The 16,194-nt window shown below is 62.6% G+C and carries 17 protein-coding genes; 11 read left to right on the top strand and 6 right to left on the bottom strand.

Translation table 11 applies throughout. The annotated features are described in order from the left end of the window. Positions 1-109 precede the first annotated feature (109 nt). Positions 110-841 carry a tetratricopeptide repeat protein gene (locus A4G99_RS05525; protein ID WP_066140468.1) on the top strand — a complete coding sequence of 244 codons (732 nt, stop codon included), beginning with the start codon at positions 110-112 and terminating at the stop codon, positions 839-841. Continuing rightward, a complete protein-coding gene (locus A4G99_RS05520; protein ID WP_066140465.1) occupies positions 838-1,128 on the top strand; it encodes a DUF424 domain-containing protein in 291 nt (96 codons plus the stop codon). The genes A4G99_RS05525 and A4G99_RS05520 overlap by 4 nt, the downstream gene beginning before the upstream one ends. 40 nt (positions 1,129-1,168) lie before the next feature. Here the strand turns inward: A4G99_RS05520 and A4G99_RS05515 are convergent, their stop codons facing one another. Then, the gene (locus A4G99_RS05515; RefSeq protein ID WP_066140458.1) at positions 1,169-1,348 is read right to left on the bottom strand and encodes a hypothetical protein; all 180 of its coding nucleotides are present in this window, start codon (positions 1,346-1,348) and stop codon (positions 1,169-1,171) included. A gap of 119 nt (positions 1,349-1,467) precedes the next feature. Here A4G99_RS05515 and A4G99_RS05510 point away from each other — a divergent pair, with 119 nt between their 5' ends. The 3 genes from A4G99_RS05510 (at position 1,468) to A4G99_RS05500 (ending at position 4,042) form a co-directional block, all read left to right on the top strand. Continuing rightward, on the top strand, positions 1,468-2,712 hold the full coding sequence (locus tag A4G99_RS05510; protein ID WP_066140453.1) for an aminotransferase class V-fold PLP-dependent enzyme: 1,245 nt from the start codon (positions 1,468-1,470) through the stop codon (positions 2,710-2,712). An 86-nt stretch (positions 2,713-2,798) separates the two neighbouring features. After that, positions 2,799-3,335 (top strand): DsbA family protein, encoded by a 537-nt coding sequence (locus A4G99_RS05505; protein ID WP_066140449.1) that lies wholly within the window; start codon positions 2,799-2,801, stop codon positions 3,333-3,335. 68 nt (positions 3,336-3,403) lie between these two features. Further along, the gene (locus A4G99_RS05500; RefSeq protein WP_066140445.1) at positions 3,404-4,042 is read left to right on the top strand and encodes an HD domain-containing protein; all 639 of its coding nucleotides are present in this window, start codon (positions 3,404-3,406) and stop codon (positions 4,040-4,042) included. Between the two features lie 23 nt (positions 4,043-4,065). Here A4G99_RS05500 and A4G99_RS05495 read toward each other — a convergent pair whose 3' ends face one another. Then, positions 4,066-4,911 (bottom strand): polymer-forming cytoskeletal protein, encoded by an 846-nt coding sequence (locus tag A4G99_RS05495; RefSeq protein WP_342764450.1) that lies wholly within the window; start codon positions 4,909-4,911, stop codon positions 4,066-4,068. On the opposite strand from A4G99_RS05495, the gene A4G99_RS28600 reads away from it, so the two are divergent. From A4G99_RS28600 to alaS, 5 genes are all read left to right on the top strand, one after another. Next, positions 4,807-5,202, top strand: coding sequence for a hypothetical protein (locus A4G99_RS28600; protein WP_255359049.1), 396 nt, complete (start codon positions 4,807-4,809; stop codon positions 5,200-5,202). The genes A4G99_RS05495 and A4G99_RS28600 overlap by 105 nt on opposite strands. 134 nt (positions 5,203-5,336) lie before the next feature. Then, positions 5,337-6,311: a replication factor C small subunit gene (locus A4G99_RS05490; protein WP_066140444.1), complete on the top strand. Its 975-nt coding sequence runs from the start codon at positions 5,337-5,339 to the stop codon at positions 6,309-6,311. 153 nt (positions 6,312-6,464) lie between these two features. After that, a complete protein-coding gene (locus A4G99_RS05485; RefSeq protein ID WP_066140441.1) occupies positions 6,465-7,208 on the top strand; it encodes an ABC transporter ATP-binding protein in 744 nt (247 codons plus the stop codon). Next, positions 7,205-8,905, top strand: coding sequence for a hypothetical protein (locus A4G99_RS05480; RefSeq protein WP_223301729.1), 1,701 nt, complete (start codon positions 7,205-7,207; stop codon positions 8,903-8,905). The genes A4G99_RS05485 and A4G99_RS05480 overlap by 4 nt, the downstream gene beginning before the upstream one ends. 117 nt (positions 8,906-9,022) lie before the next feature. Then, positions 9,023-11,800, top strand: coding sequence for an alanine--tRNA ligase (gene alaS, locus A4G99_RS05475; RefSeq protein ID WP_066140438.1), 2,778 nt, complete (start codon positions 9,023-9,025; stop codon positions 11,798-11,800). A gap of 96 nt (positions 11,801-11,896) precedes the next feature. Here the strand turns inward: alaS and A4G99_RS05470 are convergent, their stop codons facing one another. After that, positions 11,897-12,940 (bottom strand): zinc-dependent alcohol dehydrogenase family protein, encoded by a 1,044-nt coding sequence (locus tag A4G99_RS05470; RefSeq protein WP_066140435.1) that lies wholly within the window; start codon positions 12,938-12,940, stop codon positions 11,897-11,899. A 363-nt stretch (positions 12,941-13,303) separates the two neighbouring features. On the opposite strand from A4G99_RS05470, the gene A4G99_RS05465 reads away from it, so the two are divergent. Further along, positions 13,304-14,023, top strand: coding sequence for a hypothetical protein (locus A4G99_RS05465; RefSeq protein ID WP_150123046.1), 720 nt, complete (start codon positions 13,304-13,306; stop codon positions 14,021-14,023). A gap of 60 nt (positions 14,024-14,083) precedes the next feature. Here the strand turns inward: A4G99_RS05465 and A4G99_RS05460 are convergent, their stop codons facing one another. The 3 genes from A4G99_RS05460 to A4G99_RS05450 form a co-directional block, all read right to left on the bottom strand. Further along, positions 14,084-15,127 (bottom strand): HoxN/HupN/NixA family nickel/cobalt transporter, encoded by a 1,044-nt coding sequence (locus A4G99_RS05460; RefSeq protein WP_223301728.1) that lies wholly within the window; start codon positions 15,125-15,127, stop codon positions 14,084-14,086. 48 nt (positions 15,128-15,175) lie between these two features. Then, positions 15,176-15,367 (bottom strand): hypothetical protein, encoded by a 192-nt coding sequence (locus A4G99_RS05455; protein WP_150123045.1) that lies wholly within the window; start codon positions 15,365-15,367, stop codon positions 15,176-15,178. A gap of 158 nt (positions 15,368-15,525) precedes the next feature. Next, positions 15,526-16,191 carry a cytochrome c biogenesis CcdA family protein gene (locus A4G99_RS05450; protein WP_066140426.1) on the bottom strand — a complete coding sequence of 222 codons (666 nt, stop codon included), beginning with the start codon at positions 16,189-16,191 and terminating at the stop codon, positions 15,526-15,528. Between the last annotated feature and the right edge of the window lie 3 nt (positions 16,192-16,194).

Raw genomic sequence — 16,194 nt, 5'->3', positions numbered from 1 at the left:
GGGGTTGATTTTGATTGGAACGCCCTTCAGTGGCTACCATCCCAGAATCTCGATTCTCGCCGTCCTCGTGGCGCAGTCCTTAACAGTGCGCCGCACCAAGCGGGATGTAATGACCGACGAGCGAAGTCACAAATTCTCCGAGGGACAAGGCTTCGACGACCCGTACGATGAGTTCGACTTGGACCCGCCGGAACTCGAAGTGAATCCGGACGAGGTGGACCCGGTGGACTCCCGAGTCGTGACCGACCTCCTCGACCAGCAGGCGATTCCGCGGGACAGGGTTTCGGTTTCCGACCTCATGGAGGTCGGGCTGAGCTACATGCAGATCAACCGCTTCGAGCAGGCGACCGAGACGTTCGAGCGGGCGGCGCGGTTCGCCGACGAGGACTCCCTCGACGCACAGGAAGCGTGGGCGAACAAAGGCGTTGCCCACGCAGAACTGGAGGAGTGGGACGAGGCCATCGGCGCATACCGCGAAGCGCTGCACATCGACGACGACAGCGAACACGCCGCGACGGCGGAGACGAACCTCGCGTACGCGCTCTGGGAATCCGGCCGAACGGAGCAGGCGCTCGAACACTCCGAGCGGGCGGTCGAGATCGATCAGCGGTTCCCGCAAGCGTGGTTCAACCGCGGCTTCTTCCTGCTCGAACGCGGACTGGTCGAGGATTCGGTGAACTGCTTCGACAACGCGATTCGCCTCGGCTTCCGGAACGCGCAGGTCATCGAGGAGAAGGCCCGCGCGCTGGAGGAGTTGGGTGAGGACGAAGAGGCCGAAAAGCTCGCCGAGGAAGCCGAGGAGATGCGACGGGAGGCCGAGGAAGAGTTGATCCAGGAATGATACTCAAGGAGCGCGACACGGGCGAAGGGCTGCTGGTCGCGGTCTGTGACGACGACGTGTTGGGCGAGACGTTCGAAAACGGCGACCTCTCGTTCACCGTCAGCGAGGAGTTCTACGGCGGCGACGAGGCCGACGAGGACGAAGTCGTAAGCAGCCTCACGCGGGCCAACGTGGCCAACATCGTCGGCACCGACGCCGTGGCGCTCGCGGTGGACGCCGGGTTCGTGGACGAGACGAACGTCCTCGAACTCGACTCCACTCGACACGCGCAGTTCCTGCGGATGTAAGCGCCGAAAAGCGGACTGTTATTTCTATTCGACTGATCGACTAATCGAGATACGCCGGGACGTTCACCGCGATGAGACAGAGGAGGGAACCGACGACCGTTCCGATAGCGACTGGTAGGTAGCCAGCGTGGAATGCCACTGTCAGAAACGTGTGAAAGAGGCCGACGAACAGGAGGGCGAGAAAGAGTAGATTGCCGACCAAGCGTCGTTTCGAAACCATAGCGGACCTATGAACTGAAGGGTCTTAACGTCCGTTGCCAACCGAAAGCCCGAACCAGATAGCGGTGTGGCTTGGGGAGACCGAAGAAGTGTTCCCACTCGAACTCCAATCATTACCTAATGGAATCACAGCAGTCGGACACACTGGATGTCGAACGCATCCGGGAGGACTTCCCGATTCTTCAGCGGGAGTTCAACGGCAAGCAGGTGGTGTATCTCGACAACGCGGCGACGACCCAAACGCCCGACCAAGTCGTCGATACCATCAGCGACTACTACCGGACCTACAACGCGAACGTCCACCGCGGCATCCACCAGTTGAGCCAGGAGGCCTCCATCGCCTACGAGGAGGCTCACGACCGCATGGCCGAGTTCATCGGCGCGAGCGGGCGCGAGGAGATGGTGTTCACGAAGAACACGACCGAATCCGAGAACCTCGTCGCCTACGCGTGGGGACTGAACGAACTCGGCCCGGGCGACGAAGTCGTCCTCACCGAGATGGAACACCACGCGTCGCTCGTGACGTGGCAGCAACTCGCCAAGAAGACCGGCGCGGACGTGAAGTACATCCCCGTGAACGAACAGGGGTATCTCGACATGGACGCCGCCGCGGAACTCATCACCGACGACACGAAGATGGTCAGCGTCGTCCACGTCTCGAACACGCTCGGAACGGCGAACCCCGTCGGCGAACTCGCGGACCTCGCACACGACCACGACGCCCTCATCTTCGTCGACGGCGCACAGGCCGTCCCGAACCGCCCGGTGGACGTCGAGGCCATCGACGCCGACTTCTACGCCTTCTCCGGCCACAAGATGGCTGGCCCGACCGGCATCGGCGGCCTGTACGGCAAGGAGCACATCCTGGAGGAGATGGAACCGTACCTCTACGGCGGCGAGATGATCCGAAAGGTCACCTACGAGGATTCGACGTGGGAGGACCTGCCGTGGAAGTTCGAGGCCGGAACGCCGAACATCGCGCAAGGAATCGCCATGGCCGCTGCCGCCGACTACCTCGACGACATCGGCATGGAGCGTATCCAGCGCCACGAGGAGGAACTCGCCGAGTACGCTTACGACCGCCTGACCGAGGAGGGCGACGTGGAGATTTACGGCCCGCCGGGCGACGACCGCGGCGGCCTCGTCTCGTTCAACGTGGACGGCGTTCACGCCCACGACCTCTCCAGCATCCTCAACGACCACGCCGTCGCCATCCGCGCCGGTGACCACTGCACCCAACCGCTTCACGACAAACTCGGCGTCGCGGCATCCGCGCGGGCGTCCTTCTACATCTACAACACCCGCGAAGAGGTCGATAAACTGGTCGAGGCCGTGGACGACGCTCGGCAGTTGTTCGCGAGATAACCCTCGAATCTCGATTCTCGGGAGCGTATTCTCGTCCGTGAGATAGGTCTATGACCGATGCTAGCGGTAGGGTAGACGGGGGAACCATGAGTCAATCACGCGTCTCACAGCTTGCTGTACCGGTTAATCGGAACGACCACATCGACGGAATCGACGATGCACCCGTCACACTCGTCGAATACGGTGATTACGAGTGCTCGTACTGTGGGGGTGCACAGCGGGCGGTGAAAGAACTGAGACGGACGATGGACGACCAAGTGCGGTTCGTCTTCCGGCATTTCCCGCTTTCACAGCTACATCCGCACGCGGAGGAGGCGGCGGAAGCGGCGGAAGCGGCGGCGGCACAGGGGAAGTTTTGGGAGATGCACGACCTGCTCTTCGAGGTACCGGGTGAGATAGGGGAGACAAAATTGCGGGATGCCGCCGCAACCCTTGACCTCGACCTCGCTCGGTTCGACGACGACCTCGAACGACACGCGTACCGCGACCGAGTTCACGAAGATATCATTTCGGGTGCTCAAAGCGGCGTGATCGGAACGCCGACGTTCTTCATCAACGGGGAACGCTACGACGAGCAGTGGGACGCCACCCCGCTTCGGGCGGCCCTCGAAGACGCGATGTAATCCCGTTCGAGTGAATCGAAAACAAGGTTTCATGGCATCGTCACAACCATCGATAGGGGAGACGAACCATGACGGAAACCCTTCCCGAGGCGGTCCGACCCCGTGTGAAACCCTACTTCGAGAACGTCGCCCCCGCACACGACTGGCATCACGTTCAACGGGTCGCCAATCTCGCCGAAACGCTCGCCGCGGAGTACGACCCGGACGGACGAATCCTCTTCTCGGCGGTGTGGTTGCACGACATCGGCCGGGGGCGCGAGGACCGCGGCGAAATCGAGGACCACGCCGAGTGGGGTGCCGAGGAGGCAAAAGGGATTCTCGCGGAGTTCGGGGCGGCGGAGCACGAAATCCGTGCCGTCCAACACTGCATTCGCGCCCATCGATTCTCGAACGACGTGGAACCCGAGACGCTGGAGGCGAAACTGCTGTCCGACGCGGACAACCTCGACGCGCTCGGTGCCGTCGGTATCGCGCGCGTCTTCTGCTACGGCGGCGAGCACCGCAACACTATGCACGACCCCGGTATGCCGCTCGACGCCGACGAAACGCGGGCGGGTGCGACGTCGATGAACCACTTCCACAAGAAGATTCTCCGACTTCCGTCGCGGATGTACACCGACGCTGGCCGACGCGTGGCCGACGAACGACGGGCGTTCGTGGAGACGTTCATCGACAGGTTCGAGCGGGAAGTCGATGGAGAGTGTTGAGAATCAGTAGGACGCGCTAAAAGTTAGTCTGCGGGCGTCTCCTCGTCACCGCCTGTGGGGGCTTCCATGTACTCCGGCGTGTTCCGCCGTCCGCGATAGCGCGACCAGAGGGCGGCGGCCAGCGCCCCGAGACCCAACAGCAGGACGACGAAGGTGAAGATTCCACCGACGACCGGGATTCGGGAGAGGATTGCGACCACGAACAGACCGAGAATCAATCCAAGCCAGTGTCCACCCGAGTCGGCGAGCGAGAGCAACCAGACACCGAGTGTGAGCGACCCGTAGACGGACGCGATCCAGAGGAAGATGGCGAAGACGATGGCACCGAGAATCGAGATGGGAATCCCGATCACGGTGATGGCGAAGACGAGAAGGACGATGGGGACGAGGACGAGAAAGAGGATGCCGACCCCGATGGAGAACAACGGGTTGGTTCGGCCGTTGTCCGCGACGCTATCGGAGAACGTCGGGAACAGCGCCAGCAGCACGATTCCGAGCAGGAGATTCACGAAGAAACCGTACACCGCGCCGACCCAGCCTGGAATTTTCGGTATCGGCGAGGGACCGGCGTCCGTCAACGACTCGTCCTGCCGGACGGTTCCGCCGACGGTCGCGCCGTTTTGCCGGTTGAATTCGTTCACGTCGTACACGAGGTTGCCGCCGACGTTCGCCGAGTTGGCGAGCGTGAGCGTATCGCCCGCGACTTGAGCGTCGCCGTTGACCGTTCCAGCAATCAGGGTGTAACCCGAGGCCCCTTCGAGTGATTGTCCGACCGTCGCGCTTTTGGCGACGACGAGGTTGCCGGTCTGGGCGTCCACGTTCCCGTTGACGGTGCCCTCGATACGGACGTTTCCGGCGAACGCCGACACGTCGCCGTTGACGGTTCCGGTTCGGGCGACGAGGACGTTACCCGAAAACGCGTCGAGATTACCGTCGACGTGCCGCGAATCACGACGGTCCCGGCGGTTGCGGAGAGGCCACCGCTGACGGTTTGGCCCTGTCCGACGACGACGGTTCCACCGGTCCGCGTCTGCTCCGCCGCCGCCGTCGCCGGTGCGATGGCGAGAAGGAGCACGAGGACGATGATCGGAACGAGTCTACGACGAGTTACGAGTGCGCACATGGTCCAAGGTGTCGATTTCCGGGAGAATAGTAATTGAGTCGTTATCCACGAGAATCGTGGATTTTCACGCCGGAATCGGCGGCCTAACCGACGGCCGTCACCCACCGGAATTCCGAACCGCCAGCGTAGATTCTCGGGGGCTTTAAGAACGATAGGTTCCTTTGCTGGACCATGAGCGAGGCCGACGCGGAAAGCGTCCCCGGACGCGGCACCATCTGGGTCGAGAAGTACCGACCACAGACCCTCGACGAGGTGGCTGGTCACGACGACATCACCGCTCGACTGGCGAGTTACATCGAGCAAAACGACTTGCCCAACCTGCTCTTCTCGGGACAGGCGGGTATCGGCAAGACGACCTGTGCCGTCGCTATCGCCAAGGAGTTGTACGGCGATAGCTGGCAGAGCCACTTTCTCGAACTGAACGCCTCCGACGAGCGCGGTATCGACGTCGTGCGCGACCAGATCAAGAACTTCGCCCGCCACGACCCCGGCGCGGTTGACTTTCAGATCATCTTCCTCGACGAGGCGGACTCCCTGACCAGCGACGCACAGGCCGCCCTCCGCCGAACGATGGAGCAGTTCTCGAAGCGAACGCGGTTCATCATGTCGTGTAACTACTCCTCGAAGATCATCGACCCCATCCAGTCGCGGTGTGCGGTGTTCCGGTTCGGCCCGATTCCGGACGACGCCGTGGCGGAGTACATCCGCTACGTCGCGGACGAGGAAGGAATCGAAACCACCGAGGACGGCATCGACGCCCTCGTGTACGCGGCGGACGGCGACATGCGCAAAGCCATCAACGCCCTGCAAGCCGCCGCGGTCATGGGCGAACAGGTGGACGAGGAGAGCGTCTTCGTCATCACCAGCACGGCCCGCCCCGAGGACATCAAGGAGATGGTTCGACACGCCATCGACGGGGATTTCACCCGCGCACGCTCCATCTTGGACGAACTGCTGACCGAGCGCGGCATGGCGGGCGGGGACATCATCGACCAACTCCACCGCTCGATATGGGACTTCGAGTTGGAGGACGAGGATGCGGTTCGCGTCCTCGAACGCGTCGGCGAGGCCGACTTCCGCATCACCGAGGGTGCGAACGAGCGCGTACAGCTCGAAGCGATGCTGGCGTCACTGTCCCTGAACTGAAAATACATATCAGAATTGGTTGGAAATGTGAACAACCATTTCAATCGGGTTTTTTACCTCTCGGTACAACGGAGCCGATATGGTTCGCGCAGTCCCCACCGCTGTCGTTGCTCTCCACATCGATGACGAACGCGTGCGGTCGGAGGCGACACGATGATGCCTGCCATCGAAACGGACGGGTTGACGAAGCGGTTCGACGATACGACGGTCGTCTCGAACCTCGAACTGACCGTTCCGTCCGAATCCGTCTACGGATTCCTCGGTCCGAACGGCGCGGGGAAGACGACGACCATGCGAATGTTGACGACGCTGACGCCGCCGACGAGCGGCACTGCCCGCGTTGCCGGTGAACCCATCACGGACCGGGATGCCGTCGTTTCGCACATCGGTTACATGCCCGAGGAGCCACCGCTGTACGACGAACTCACCGCCTACGAGCAGTTGCAGTACATCGCCGGTCTCCGGGGCGTGGACGCTGACGACCGAATCGAACGGCTTCTCGACCGATTCGACCTCCTCGACGACGCGAACGAACGCGTCGGGACGTACTCGAAGGGGATGAAACAGAAGACGGCGCTGATCCAGACCGTCCTTCACGAACCCGACGTCGTCTTCCTCGACGAACCGACGTCGGGCCTCGACCCACGTGCGGCACGGACGGTACGCGAGCTTATTTCGGAACTCACCCACGACGGGATGACCGTCTTCCTCTCGACGCACATCCTCCCCGTCGTGGAGGAACTCGCCGACACGGTCGGCGTGCTGTACGACGGGTCGCTCGTCGCCGAGGACTCCCCCGAGCGACTCACCCACCGCGCCGAGGAGGAACAGACGCTCGAAGACGTGTTCCTCGACGTGACGAGCGAACACCCCGCCGCGGCGTCGGTGGAACAATGAACTGGCCGACACCCCGACGGAGTGCCAGTATCGCCCGAATGGAGTATCGACGGAGCATCCGCGCCATCGCCAAAAATCCCGTGCAGATGCTCGCGTTCGGGGTTTTCCTCCTGCTACCCGCCGGAGCGACCGTTCTCGGCGCGTATCTCGCGTACAAGTTGGGTGGTGAACTCCGGACGACATCGGCACCGATACTGATGGGCGCACGCGGTGCGTTCGCCGTCGCGTGGGTCGGTCTTTCGGTGATGGTTGCCTCGCGCTCCATCGGGAAAACCGGACGGATCAACAACGAGGCGGGCATGCTGACGACGGTTCCCGCCCGCGACGTGGTCGGCGGTCTCCTCGGCGGGGAACTCATGCGGTTCGTCACCGTCGGCGCGATTCCCGTTCTGGCGATCAGCGGCGCACTCAGCGCGTCGCTCGGGACGCCGCTTCCGCTCATCGCCATCGTCCTCGCGCTGCTCGGATTGATACTTCTGGCGCTGCTCAGCGGGCACATCGTCGGTCTCCTGCTCAAACTCGCACTCGCGCGCTCGGAGGTCCTCGCACAGTACAAATCGATCATCACGGTCATCGTCTTCGTTCTCTACATGGGAGCGATCGTAACGAACGCGTTCGGTGACATCATGACGTCGCTCGGTCTGATACTCCAGAACGCGCCGACGGCGTGGCTCGGCGACTTCCTCGTGCTCGGCATTCCGGGAACGTCTCCCTCGCTGGTTCGGGTCGGTGGCGCGATTGCCCTCGTGGTCGTCGGCGTTCCGATCCTGACCGTCATCGACGTTCAGTTGGCGATGCGACTCTGGTACGGCGACCGAGTCCAACCCGAGAACAAACAGTACGACGCCGACGAGACGAACGCCGATTTCCTCGCCGGGATCGCGTCGGGACCGACGCGCTCCGTGGTCGAAAACGTGTGGCGGCGGACGAAACGCTCGCCGCTTCGACTCCTCTACGTCATTTATCCGATCTTCTTCCTCACCGGTCCGATTCAGGACGCCGTGCAGGCGGGCCACGTCACGGGGTCCCTTCCCGTCCTCGTCTCCTTTTACGGGGCGTGGGCGCTCGGCGGCGCGACGCTCAATCCGCTCGGTGACGAGGGAGCCATGTTGCCCGTGACGCTCATCTCGACCGTCGAGGGCAAACAGTTCGTCAAAGGCCACATGATCGCGGTGAGCATCGTCGGACTCCCGATTATCGTCGTCGCCACGGCGCTCACCGGGTTTTTGAGTCCGCTCGAACCGACGCGCTGGATCCTGTTGATGGGGGTGAGCGTGCTGCTCGGTCTGGCGGGAATCGCCGTCGCGATCGGAATCGGATCGACGTTCCCCCGGTTCGGCGAGGTCAACGTCACGAAAAGCCGCCGGGCGGTCGTCCCGAGCAAGACGGCGTTCGTCACGTATTCGGCCGTGCTGATGATCGGGTACGGCGGTGCCGTCATCGCGATCACACCATCCACGGCCGCCTCCGTCGCCTCGATGGTTCACTTCCTCACCGGAGTTCTCGGCTACGCGCTGGAGATTTCACCCGGAAGGGTTCGTCTCGTCGCCGGAGCGGTTGCGGCAGTGCTCGGTCTCGTCGCACCCCCGGCCGCCTACCGCTACTCGGTTCGGCGGTTCGACTCGTACGTCCTCGACGGGGACGATTCCGGTAGTGCCGCCCTCCGAGGATTGTTCGACCTGTTCGATCACGCCTGACAGATGCCCCTTTTCGATTCGGATCGCTCGGCCCAGAACGGACGATGACGGTCGTATCTGGGGTCTCACACGGTTGCGGAACTGTTTTACGCCCCGGTGGGTGAAGAACTACCAACAATGAGCCAACTTGAGGAGGAGTATCGCCTCGATTATTTCGAGGAAAACGGCTTTGTGCGAAAGGAATGCTCCGAATGTGGAGCGCATTTCTGGACGCGCGACCACGACCGAAAGACGTGCGGAGAACCACCGTGTGAGGAGTACGGATTCATCGACAACCCGAGTTTCGACGAGACGTACTCGCTGGCGGAAATGCGGGAAGCGTTCCTGTCGTTCTTCGAGGACAACGACCACCAACGGATCGACCCGTACCCAGTGGCGGCGAACCGCTGGCGGGACGACATGCTACTCACTATCGCTTCTATCGCGGACTTTCAGCCGCTGGTCACCTCCGGAGAGACGCCACCACCGGCCAACCCGCTGACCATCAGTCAACCCTGCATCCGGATGCAGGACATCGACAACGTCGGGAAGACGGGGCGACACACGATGGCCTTCGAGATGATGGCCCATCACGCGTTCAACGCCCGGGAGGACATCGACGACCCCGAGCAGTACGCGTACGAGGGAGAGGTGTACTGGAAGGACCAGACGGTCGAGTACTGTGACGAGTTCTTCGAGTCGATGGGTGCGAACCTCGATGAAGTCATCTACATCGAGGACCCGTGGGTCGGCGGCGGCAACGCCGGACCCGCTATCGAAGTCATCTACCGGGGCGTCGAACTCGCCACGCTCGTCTTCATGTCGATGGAGCAAGACCCGGAGGGCGAGTACGAGATGAAGGACGGCAACCGGTACAGCCCGATGGACACGTACATCGTGGACACCGGGTACGGCCTCGAACGCTGGACGTGGGTTTCACAGGGAACGCCGACGGTGTACGAAGCCGTCTACCCCGACATGATCGATTTCCTCAAGGAGAACGCGGGAATCGAACACACCGACGAGGAGGAAGAACTCGTTCACCGCGCCTCGAAGCTCGCGGGGCACATGGACATCGACGAAGCCGAGGACATGGAAGCCGCCCGCGACAACATCGCGGACAAAATCGGCGTCTCGACGACGGAACTCGTCGAGCTACTGGAACCGCTCGAAGCCATCTACGCGATTGCCGACCACTGCCGGACGCTCGCCTACATGTTCGGTGACGGCATCGTCCCGAGCAACGTCGCGACCGGTTACCTCGCCCGGATGGTACTCCGGCGAACCAAGCGTCTCTGTGACACAGCGGGCGTCGATGCACCGCTGGACGAACTCGTGGACATGCAGGCCGAACGTCTGGGCTATCAGAACCGCGACACCATCCGCGACATCGTCCGGACGGAGGTCGAAAAGTACCGCGAGACGCTCGAACAGGGCGGCCGTCGCGTTCGCCGCATCGCCAAGCGACACGCCGAGGAAGGCAAGCCGATTCCGACCGAGACGCTCGTCGAGTTGTACGATTCCCACGGACTGCAACCGGACATGGTCGAGGAGATCGCCGACGAGTTCGGCGCGTCGGTGGCGGTCCCGGACGACTTCTACAGCCTCGTCGCCGAACGCCACGACAGCGGGGAAGCCTTCGAGGAGGAGGAGTCCGAAGACGACCGCTTCACCGACCTGCCGAAGACCGAACGCCTCTACTACGAGGACCAGTACCGAACCGACTTCGAAGCCGTCGTCCTCGACGTGTTCGACCGCGAGGAGGGCTACGACGTCGTCCTCGACCAGACGATGTTCTACCCCGAAGGCGGAGGACAACCGGGCGACCACGGTACGCTTTCGACCGACGAGAAGACGGTACAGGTGTCGGACACGCAGATCGAGAACGGCGTCGTCCTCCATCGAACCGACGAAGCCGTCGATAAGGGAGCCATCGTCCGCGGGAAGATCGACGCCCAACGCCGTCGCAGGTTGATGCGTCATCACACGGCGACCCACATCGTCGTCCACGCGGCCCGCCAGATACTCGGCGACCACATCCGACAGGCCGGTGCCCAGAAGGGAACCGACAGTTCGCGCATCGACGTGCGCCACTACGAGCGCATCGACCGCGAGACGGCCAAACACATCGAACTGCTCGCCAACGAGATCGTCATGGAGAACACGACGGTCCAGCAGGAGTGGCCCAACCGCCACGAGGCCGAGGAGGAGTTCGGGTTCGACCTCTATCAGGGTGGAATTCCCGGCGGAACGAACATCCGCCTCATCCACGTCGCCGAGGACGTGCAGGCCTGCGGTGGGACGCACGTCCGCCGAACCGGCGACGTCGGCGCTATCAAACTCCTGAACACGGAGCGCGTGCAGGACGGGGTCGAACGACTCACGTTCGCCGCCGGTGACGCCGCCATCGAGGCGACACAGGAGACCGAGGACTACCTCCGAACGGCCGCCGACACGCTCTCGGTTTCGCCGTCCGAGGTACCCGACACCGCCGAGCGCTTCTTCGAGGAGTGGAAGGCCCGCGGCAAACAGATCGAGGACCTGAAAGAGCAACTCGCCGAGGCCCGCGCCAGCGGTGCGGGCGGCGGCGAGGAAATAGAGGTCGGTGGCACGACCGCCGTCATCCAGCGCATCGACACAGACATGGACGAACTCCGCGCCACCGCCAACGCGATGGTCGAGGACGGTAAAATCGCGGTCATCGGCAGCGGTGCTGACGGTGCGCAGTTCGTCGTCGCGGTTCCGGACGGCGTCTCGGTGAAGGCCGGAGAAGTCGTCGGCGAACTCGCCTCCCTCGTCGGCGGTGGTGGCGGCGGTCCCGCCGACTTCGCCCAGGGCGGCGGCCCCGACGCCGACAAACTCGACGAAGCGTTGGAGAGCGCGCCCGACGTGCTCCAGCAAGTCGAAAACGCCTGAGATTCGACGGACAGTTTTCGTCGGTTGGTATCGTCGATGAGACGAATCCCAATCCGTTGGGGACGAATCATTTCTCCCGGTTCGTGTCGTTACCGGTCACTCGTCGAGTCGCACCATGACCTTCACCGCGTCGCGCTCGTCCATCGCTCGATAGCCCTCGGGAACGCCGTCGAGACCGACGGTCTTCGTGAAGATCGGTGATGGATCGGGGGTTCCCTGTAGCACGTCGGCCATGAGTTCGTCGGCGTAGTTCCGAACCGGCGCGACGCCACCCTTGAGCGAGACGTTCTTCCCGAACATCGTTCCGAGAAAGCCGGTCGTCTCGACGCCCTGCGGCACGCCGACGTAACCGATGGTCCCGCCGGGGCGGGCGACTTCGGCGGCGGTCTCCATGGAAGATTCCGCGCCGACGCATTCGAGGACGTGGTTCGCACCACCGTAGGTGAGTTCGCGCGCTTCCTCGACCGCCTCCTCGCCGCGAGCGGAGACGACGTCGGTCGCGCCGAACTCCTCGGCGATTTCGAGGCGGTCCTCGTGGTGGCCCATCGCGATGATTCGCTCGGCCCCGAGGCGTCTCGCGGCGAGGACGCCGCAGAGTCCGACCGCGCCGTCGCCGACGACGACCGCGGTCTCCCCCGCTTCGACGCCCGCGCTGACGGCGGCGTGGTGTCCCGTTCCCATCACGTCCGTCAACGGCAGGAGGGATTCGAGGACGGCTTCGTCGTCGGCGTACTCGTCGGGGACGCGAACGAGCGTCCCGTCGGCGTGGGTCGCACGGACTTTCTCGCCCTGTGCGCCGCCGTTGTCACCGCCCCAGCCATCGCCGTTGGCACACGACGTGTGGAGTCCTTTCCGACAGAACTCACACTCCCCACAGCTAATCGAGAACGGCGCGAACACGCGGTCGCCGGGTTCGACCGAACGGACGTCGTCGCCGACCGCCTCGACGATTCCCATCGGTTCGTGCCCGACGGGAGCGCCCTCCTCGTAGTCGCGGTGTCCGCGGTAGAACCAGAGGTCCGATCCACAGATGGCGGTGTGGGTGATGCGGACGATTGCGTCCGTCGATTTCTCGATAGCGGGGTCGGAGATTTCTTCGATTCGGATGTCGCTCGGGCCGCGATAGATGGCTGCTTGCATCGTTGAATATCGATTGGTGTCCCGACGACAAGAGCACGGTGCTGCTCTGAAAGCCCGTTTAAAAGTCGTTCTCGTCCGACCCGATTCCGGCAGTCGAAATTAGCGAACCGGGAGTCAACGTTCTTCGGGGATGGTCACACAATCACCACACTGCCAAGAACAGCCATTACAGAGGTTTAGAAGGGAGTTTGTGGTGTATTTCATTGTCGTTAGAACGGCCAACGTCACGGATGGTGAATCTCATATTGCTATATGAAATCGTGCGCGGCGCGAATAATTTCGATCCCGAGCGTCGAACTCCCACAGTTGAAATCCATTGCAGTTATCACTACTTTCTTCATCGAGAACGGTCTTTACTTTCGTATGAATCGGCGGTCATTCAATCGTCTCTTCGCGCTGGGGGGTCTCTCACTCGTCTCCGGTTGCAGCCATCCCCTCCCACCGCCGAAAGGGAAGATCATCGAGCGGTCAGTGGTGGGGAAGTCCGGTGGTGGACAGACGCCACTCCTGAGTGTGACGGATGACGGCGATGGTCCATCGGTCGGCTCCGTCCTTCACGGACGTTCTATCGGACCAGGTTTCGTGCTCGACGAGGAGTTGCGGGGGAAGTTGGGGCGAAAATACGGGAATATCGGCTACTATCTGAAGATACGCCACGAGGGGTACGACGGGATACAGTTAGCGCCTGCGGATGGCTCGGTGAAGTGGTATTCGACTCCGGTCGACCAGTTCAACACCGTCCAGATAGACGACTTCGTCATCCTCGCCACCACCATCACCGATTCCATCGGGAGTTTTCATCGGGTCGTCCGCGACGGAACGGTCGCGGAGAAAAAGGAGAAACCCACGGACGGGCGCTTTGGGACGATTTCGCCGGACGAAGACAGCAGATACGTCGAACTGAAGCATGCGTTCGGGAAGACGACTATCGAAATTCCGTACCTGAGTTCGTCGGAAATCTACGACGAGATAGAAGTGGACGGGAGCTACCCGTTCGGTGTGAAGCGGAAAACGTCGGAGGACGGAACGCCCTACTCGTATCTCGATTCGATCGACCCCGGTCACGGATATTCGGTGCTGTAGAACCGAGTCGATTATTACGAACCCGTCGAACGGATGGTCGTCAGTGCGCCGAGTCGAGGGCTACGATGACTCGGCACTCCACCGTTCTTCGATGTTGCCGATTCGCCAGAAGAGGTAGGATGCGAGCCACGCGAAGACGAAGAGAGCGACGATGGCGTAGCCGACGTTTCCGGTGTCGATGGACCGGGCAGCAGTCCAGAGGCCGCCTCGGAGGTCGAGACCACTTGCGAGGACTTGGAGGAGTTCGACCGTACCGATGAAGAGTGCGACGGCAACCGAAACGCCGGTGACGGTGAGATTGTAGTAGATTTTCCTGAGTGGCGTGGAGAACGCCCAGTCGTAGGCGTAGAGCATGAACGCACCGTCAGCCGTGTCGAGGAGCGACATCCCCGCCGCGAAGAGGAGCGGAAGGACGGCGATGGCAGTCGGTGACAGGCCGTCGGACGCCGCTCCGGCCGCAATCGCGAGCAGCGCAACCTCGGACGCAGTGTCGAAGCCGAGACCGAACAGTACGCCGAGCGGGTAGACGTGCCAGCTTCGGCGCACGGCATCGAAGTACCGGCCAGCGAACCGGTTGACGAAGCCACGTTTCCGGAATTTTGCTTCGAGCCCCTCGGGGTCGTGGTCGCCGTCGCGCATCCGGAGGAAGACCCGGAAGAGGTCGACGAGGACGAGAAGATTGAGCAGCCCGGTAGCATAGAGGAAACTCCCGGAGACGAGCGTACCGATGAACCCACCGACGGTTTCGAGCGACGGAAGCGCCGTCCGAGCGGTGTCGGTTGCGACGGCGAGCGCGAGCGCCATCGCGGCGACGACCGTGGAATGGCCGAGCGAGAAGAAGAAACCGACGCCGACGTGTCGGCGCCCGTCCTGTAGCGCGGCACGCGTGGTGTTGTCGATAGCGACGATGTGGTCGGCGTCGAACGCGTGGCGAAGTCCGAGGCTGTACGCGAGAACACCGGTTCCGAGGAGTGTCGGGTTGTCGGGCGCGACGAGGAAGAGGACGCCCCATCCGACGAGGTGCATGAGCGCGACGACACCGAACAGCCCGCCGATCCGGAGCCGTTCGGAGAAATCGAGGTTCGAGACTCGTGATAGCATCATCACTGGTTGATCGAGGATCGGATATTTATGTCGGACGACACGGATCGTTCACACGTCATAGGTGTAGTCGAGTGCTAGTACGTCCTGTGAGTGATGATCGGTCTCGTAGTAGTTGATGAACGTGTTTTTCGTCGATACGTCGGTGAACGCGACGATTTCGTCCTTCGTGGACCGCTCTACGCCGTCCCTCGTCTCCCCCGCGGACTGCCCGGCTCGTAAGGTGAATTTTCCATGGCTCACCGTTCTTGCTATATTGAGGAAAAGTTTACTCGGAGTCACGGGGAATTCGAGCACGACTTCGGATGTTTCTGCACCGCACTTCGACGGGGACGTGGCCACAACTCGTCAAACGGTGTGGCCCTGATACACACGCGAACGGATCGATACCTCGTTCCGGCTTAAAACGCGTTGAGCACGACGAACGAGAGGTACAGTTGGCCGAGACCGGCCAGAATCATCAATCCGCCCGCGGCGCGTTCGAGGGTGTAGGAGTACTTCCCCAGTTCCCGCCACCAATCGACGCCCGCCGCCATCAGCAGCGTCACGCCGCTCAGCGGGACGACGACGCCCAAAGCGTAGCTTCCGAACGAGAGGACGCGGCCCGTGAGCGGGAGCGTCAACGTCTGTGTGACGACGCCGAGGAAGACCGGTGCCACGCAACCGGCGGCGGCGAGAGCGTACCCGCCGCCGAAGAGGACGAATCCGGTGGTGGATGCGGGTCGTTCCGGTAGCGGGACGCGAATCGTCGGTTGCTTGCCGACGAGCACGAGCACTCCCACGACGAGGAGGACGACCCCGGCGAGGGGTTCGAACCACTGGAGGTATCGGACGAGTTCACCACCGGCGGCGAAGACGGCGATACCGACGACGCCGAGCGTGACGAGCGCCCCGAGCGCGGCACCCATGGCCGGAAGGAGCACCGACGAAACGGACTCCTCGTCGCGGTGTTGGAGGTAGTAGCCGATGTAGCCGGGAAGCAAGGGAAACGCGCACGGGGCGAAAAACGTCGCGATTCCCGCGCTCGCCGCGAAAGCAATCGTCGGAAGGAGTGTCGAGGAGCTCATCTC

The sequence above is a fragment of the Haladaptatus sp. R4 genome, from assembly GCF_001625445.1.
Lineage (GTDB): Archaea > Halobacteriota > Halobacteria > Halobacteriales > Haladaptataceae > Haladaptatus.
The sequence above is the reverse complement of the archived record's forward strand: the minus strand, read 5'-3'. Positions and strand labels throughout refer to the sequence as shown.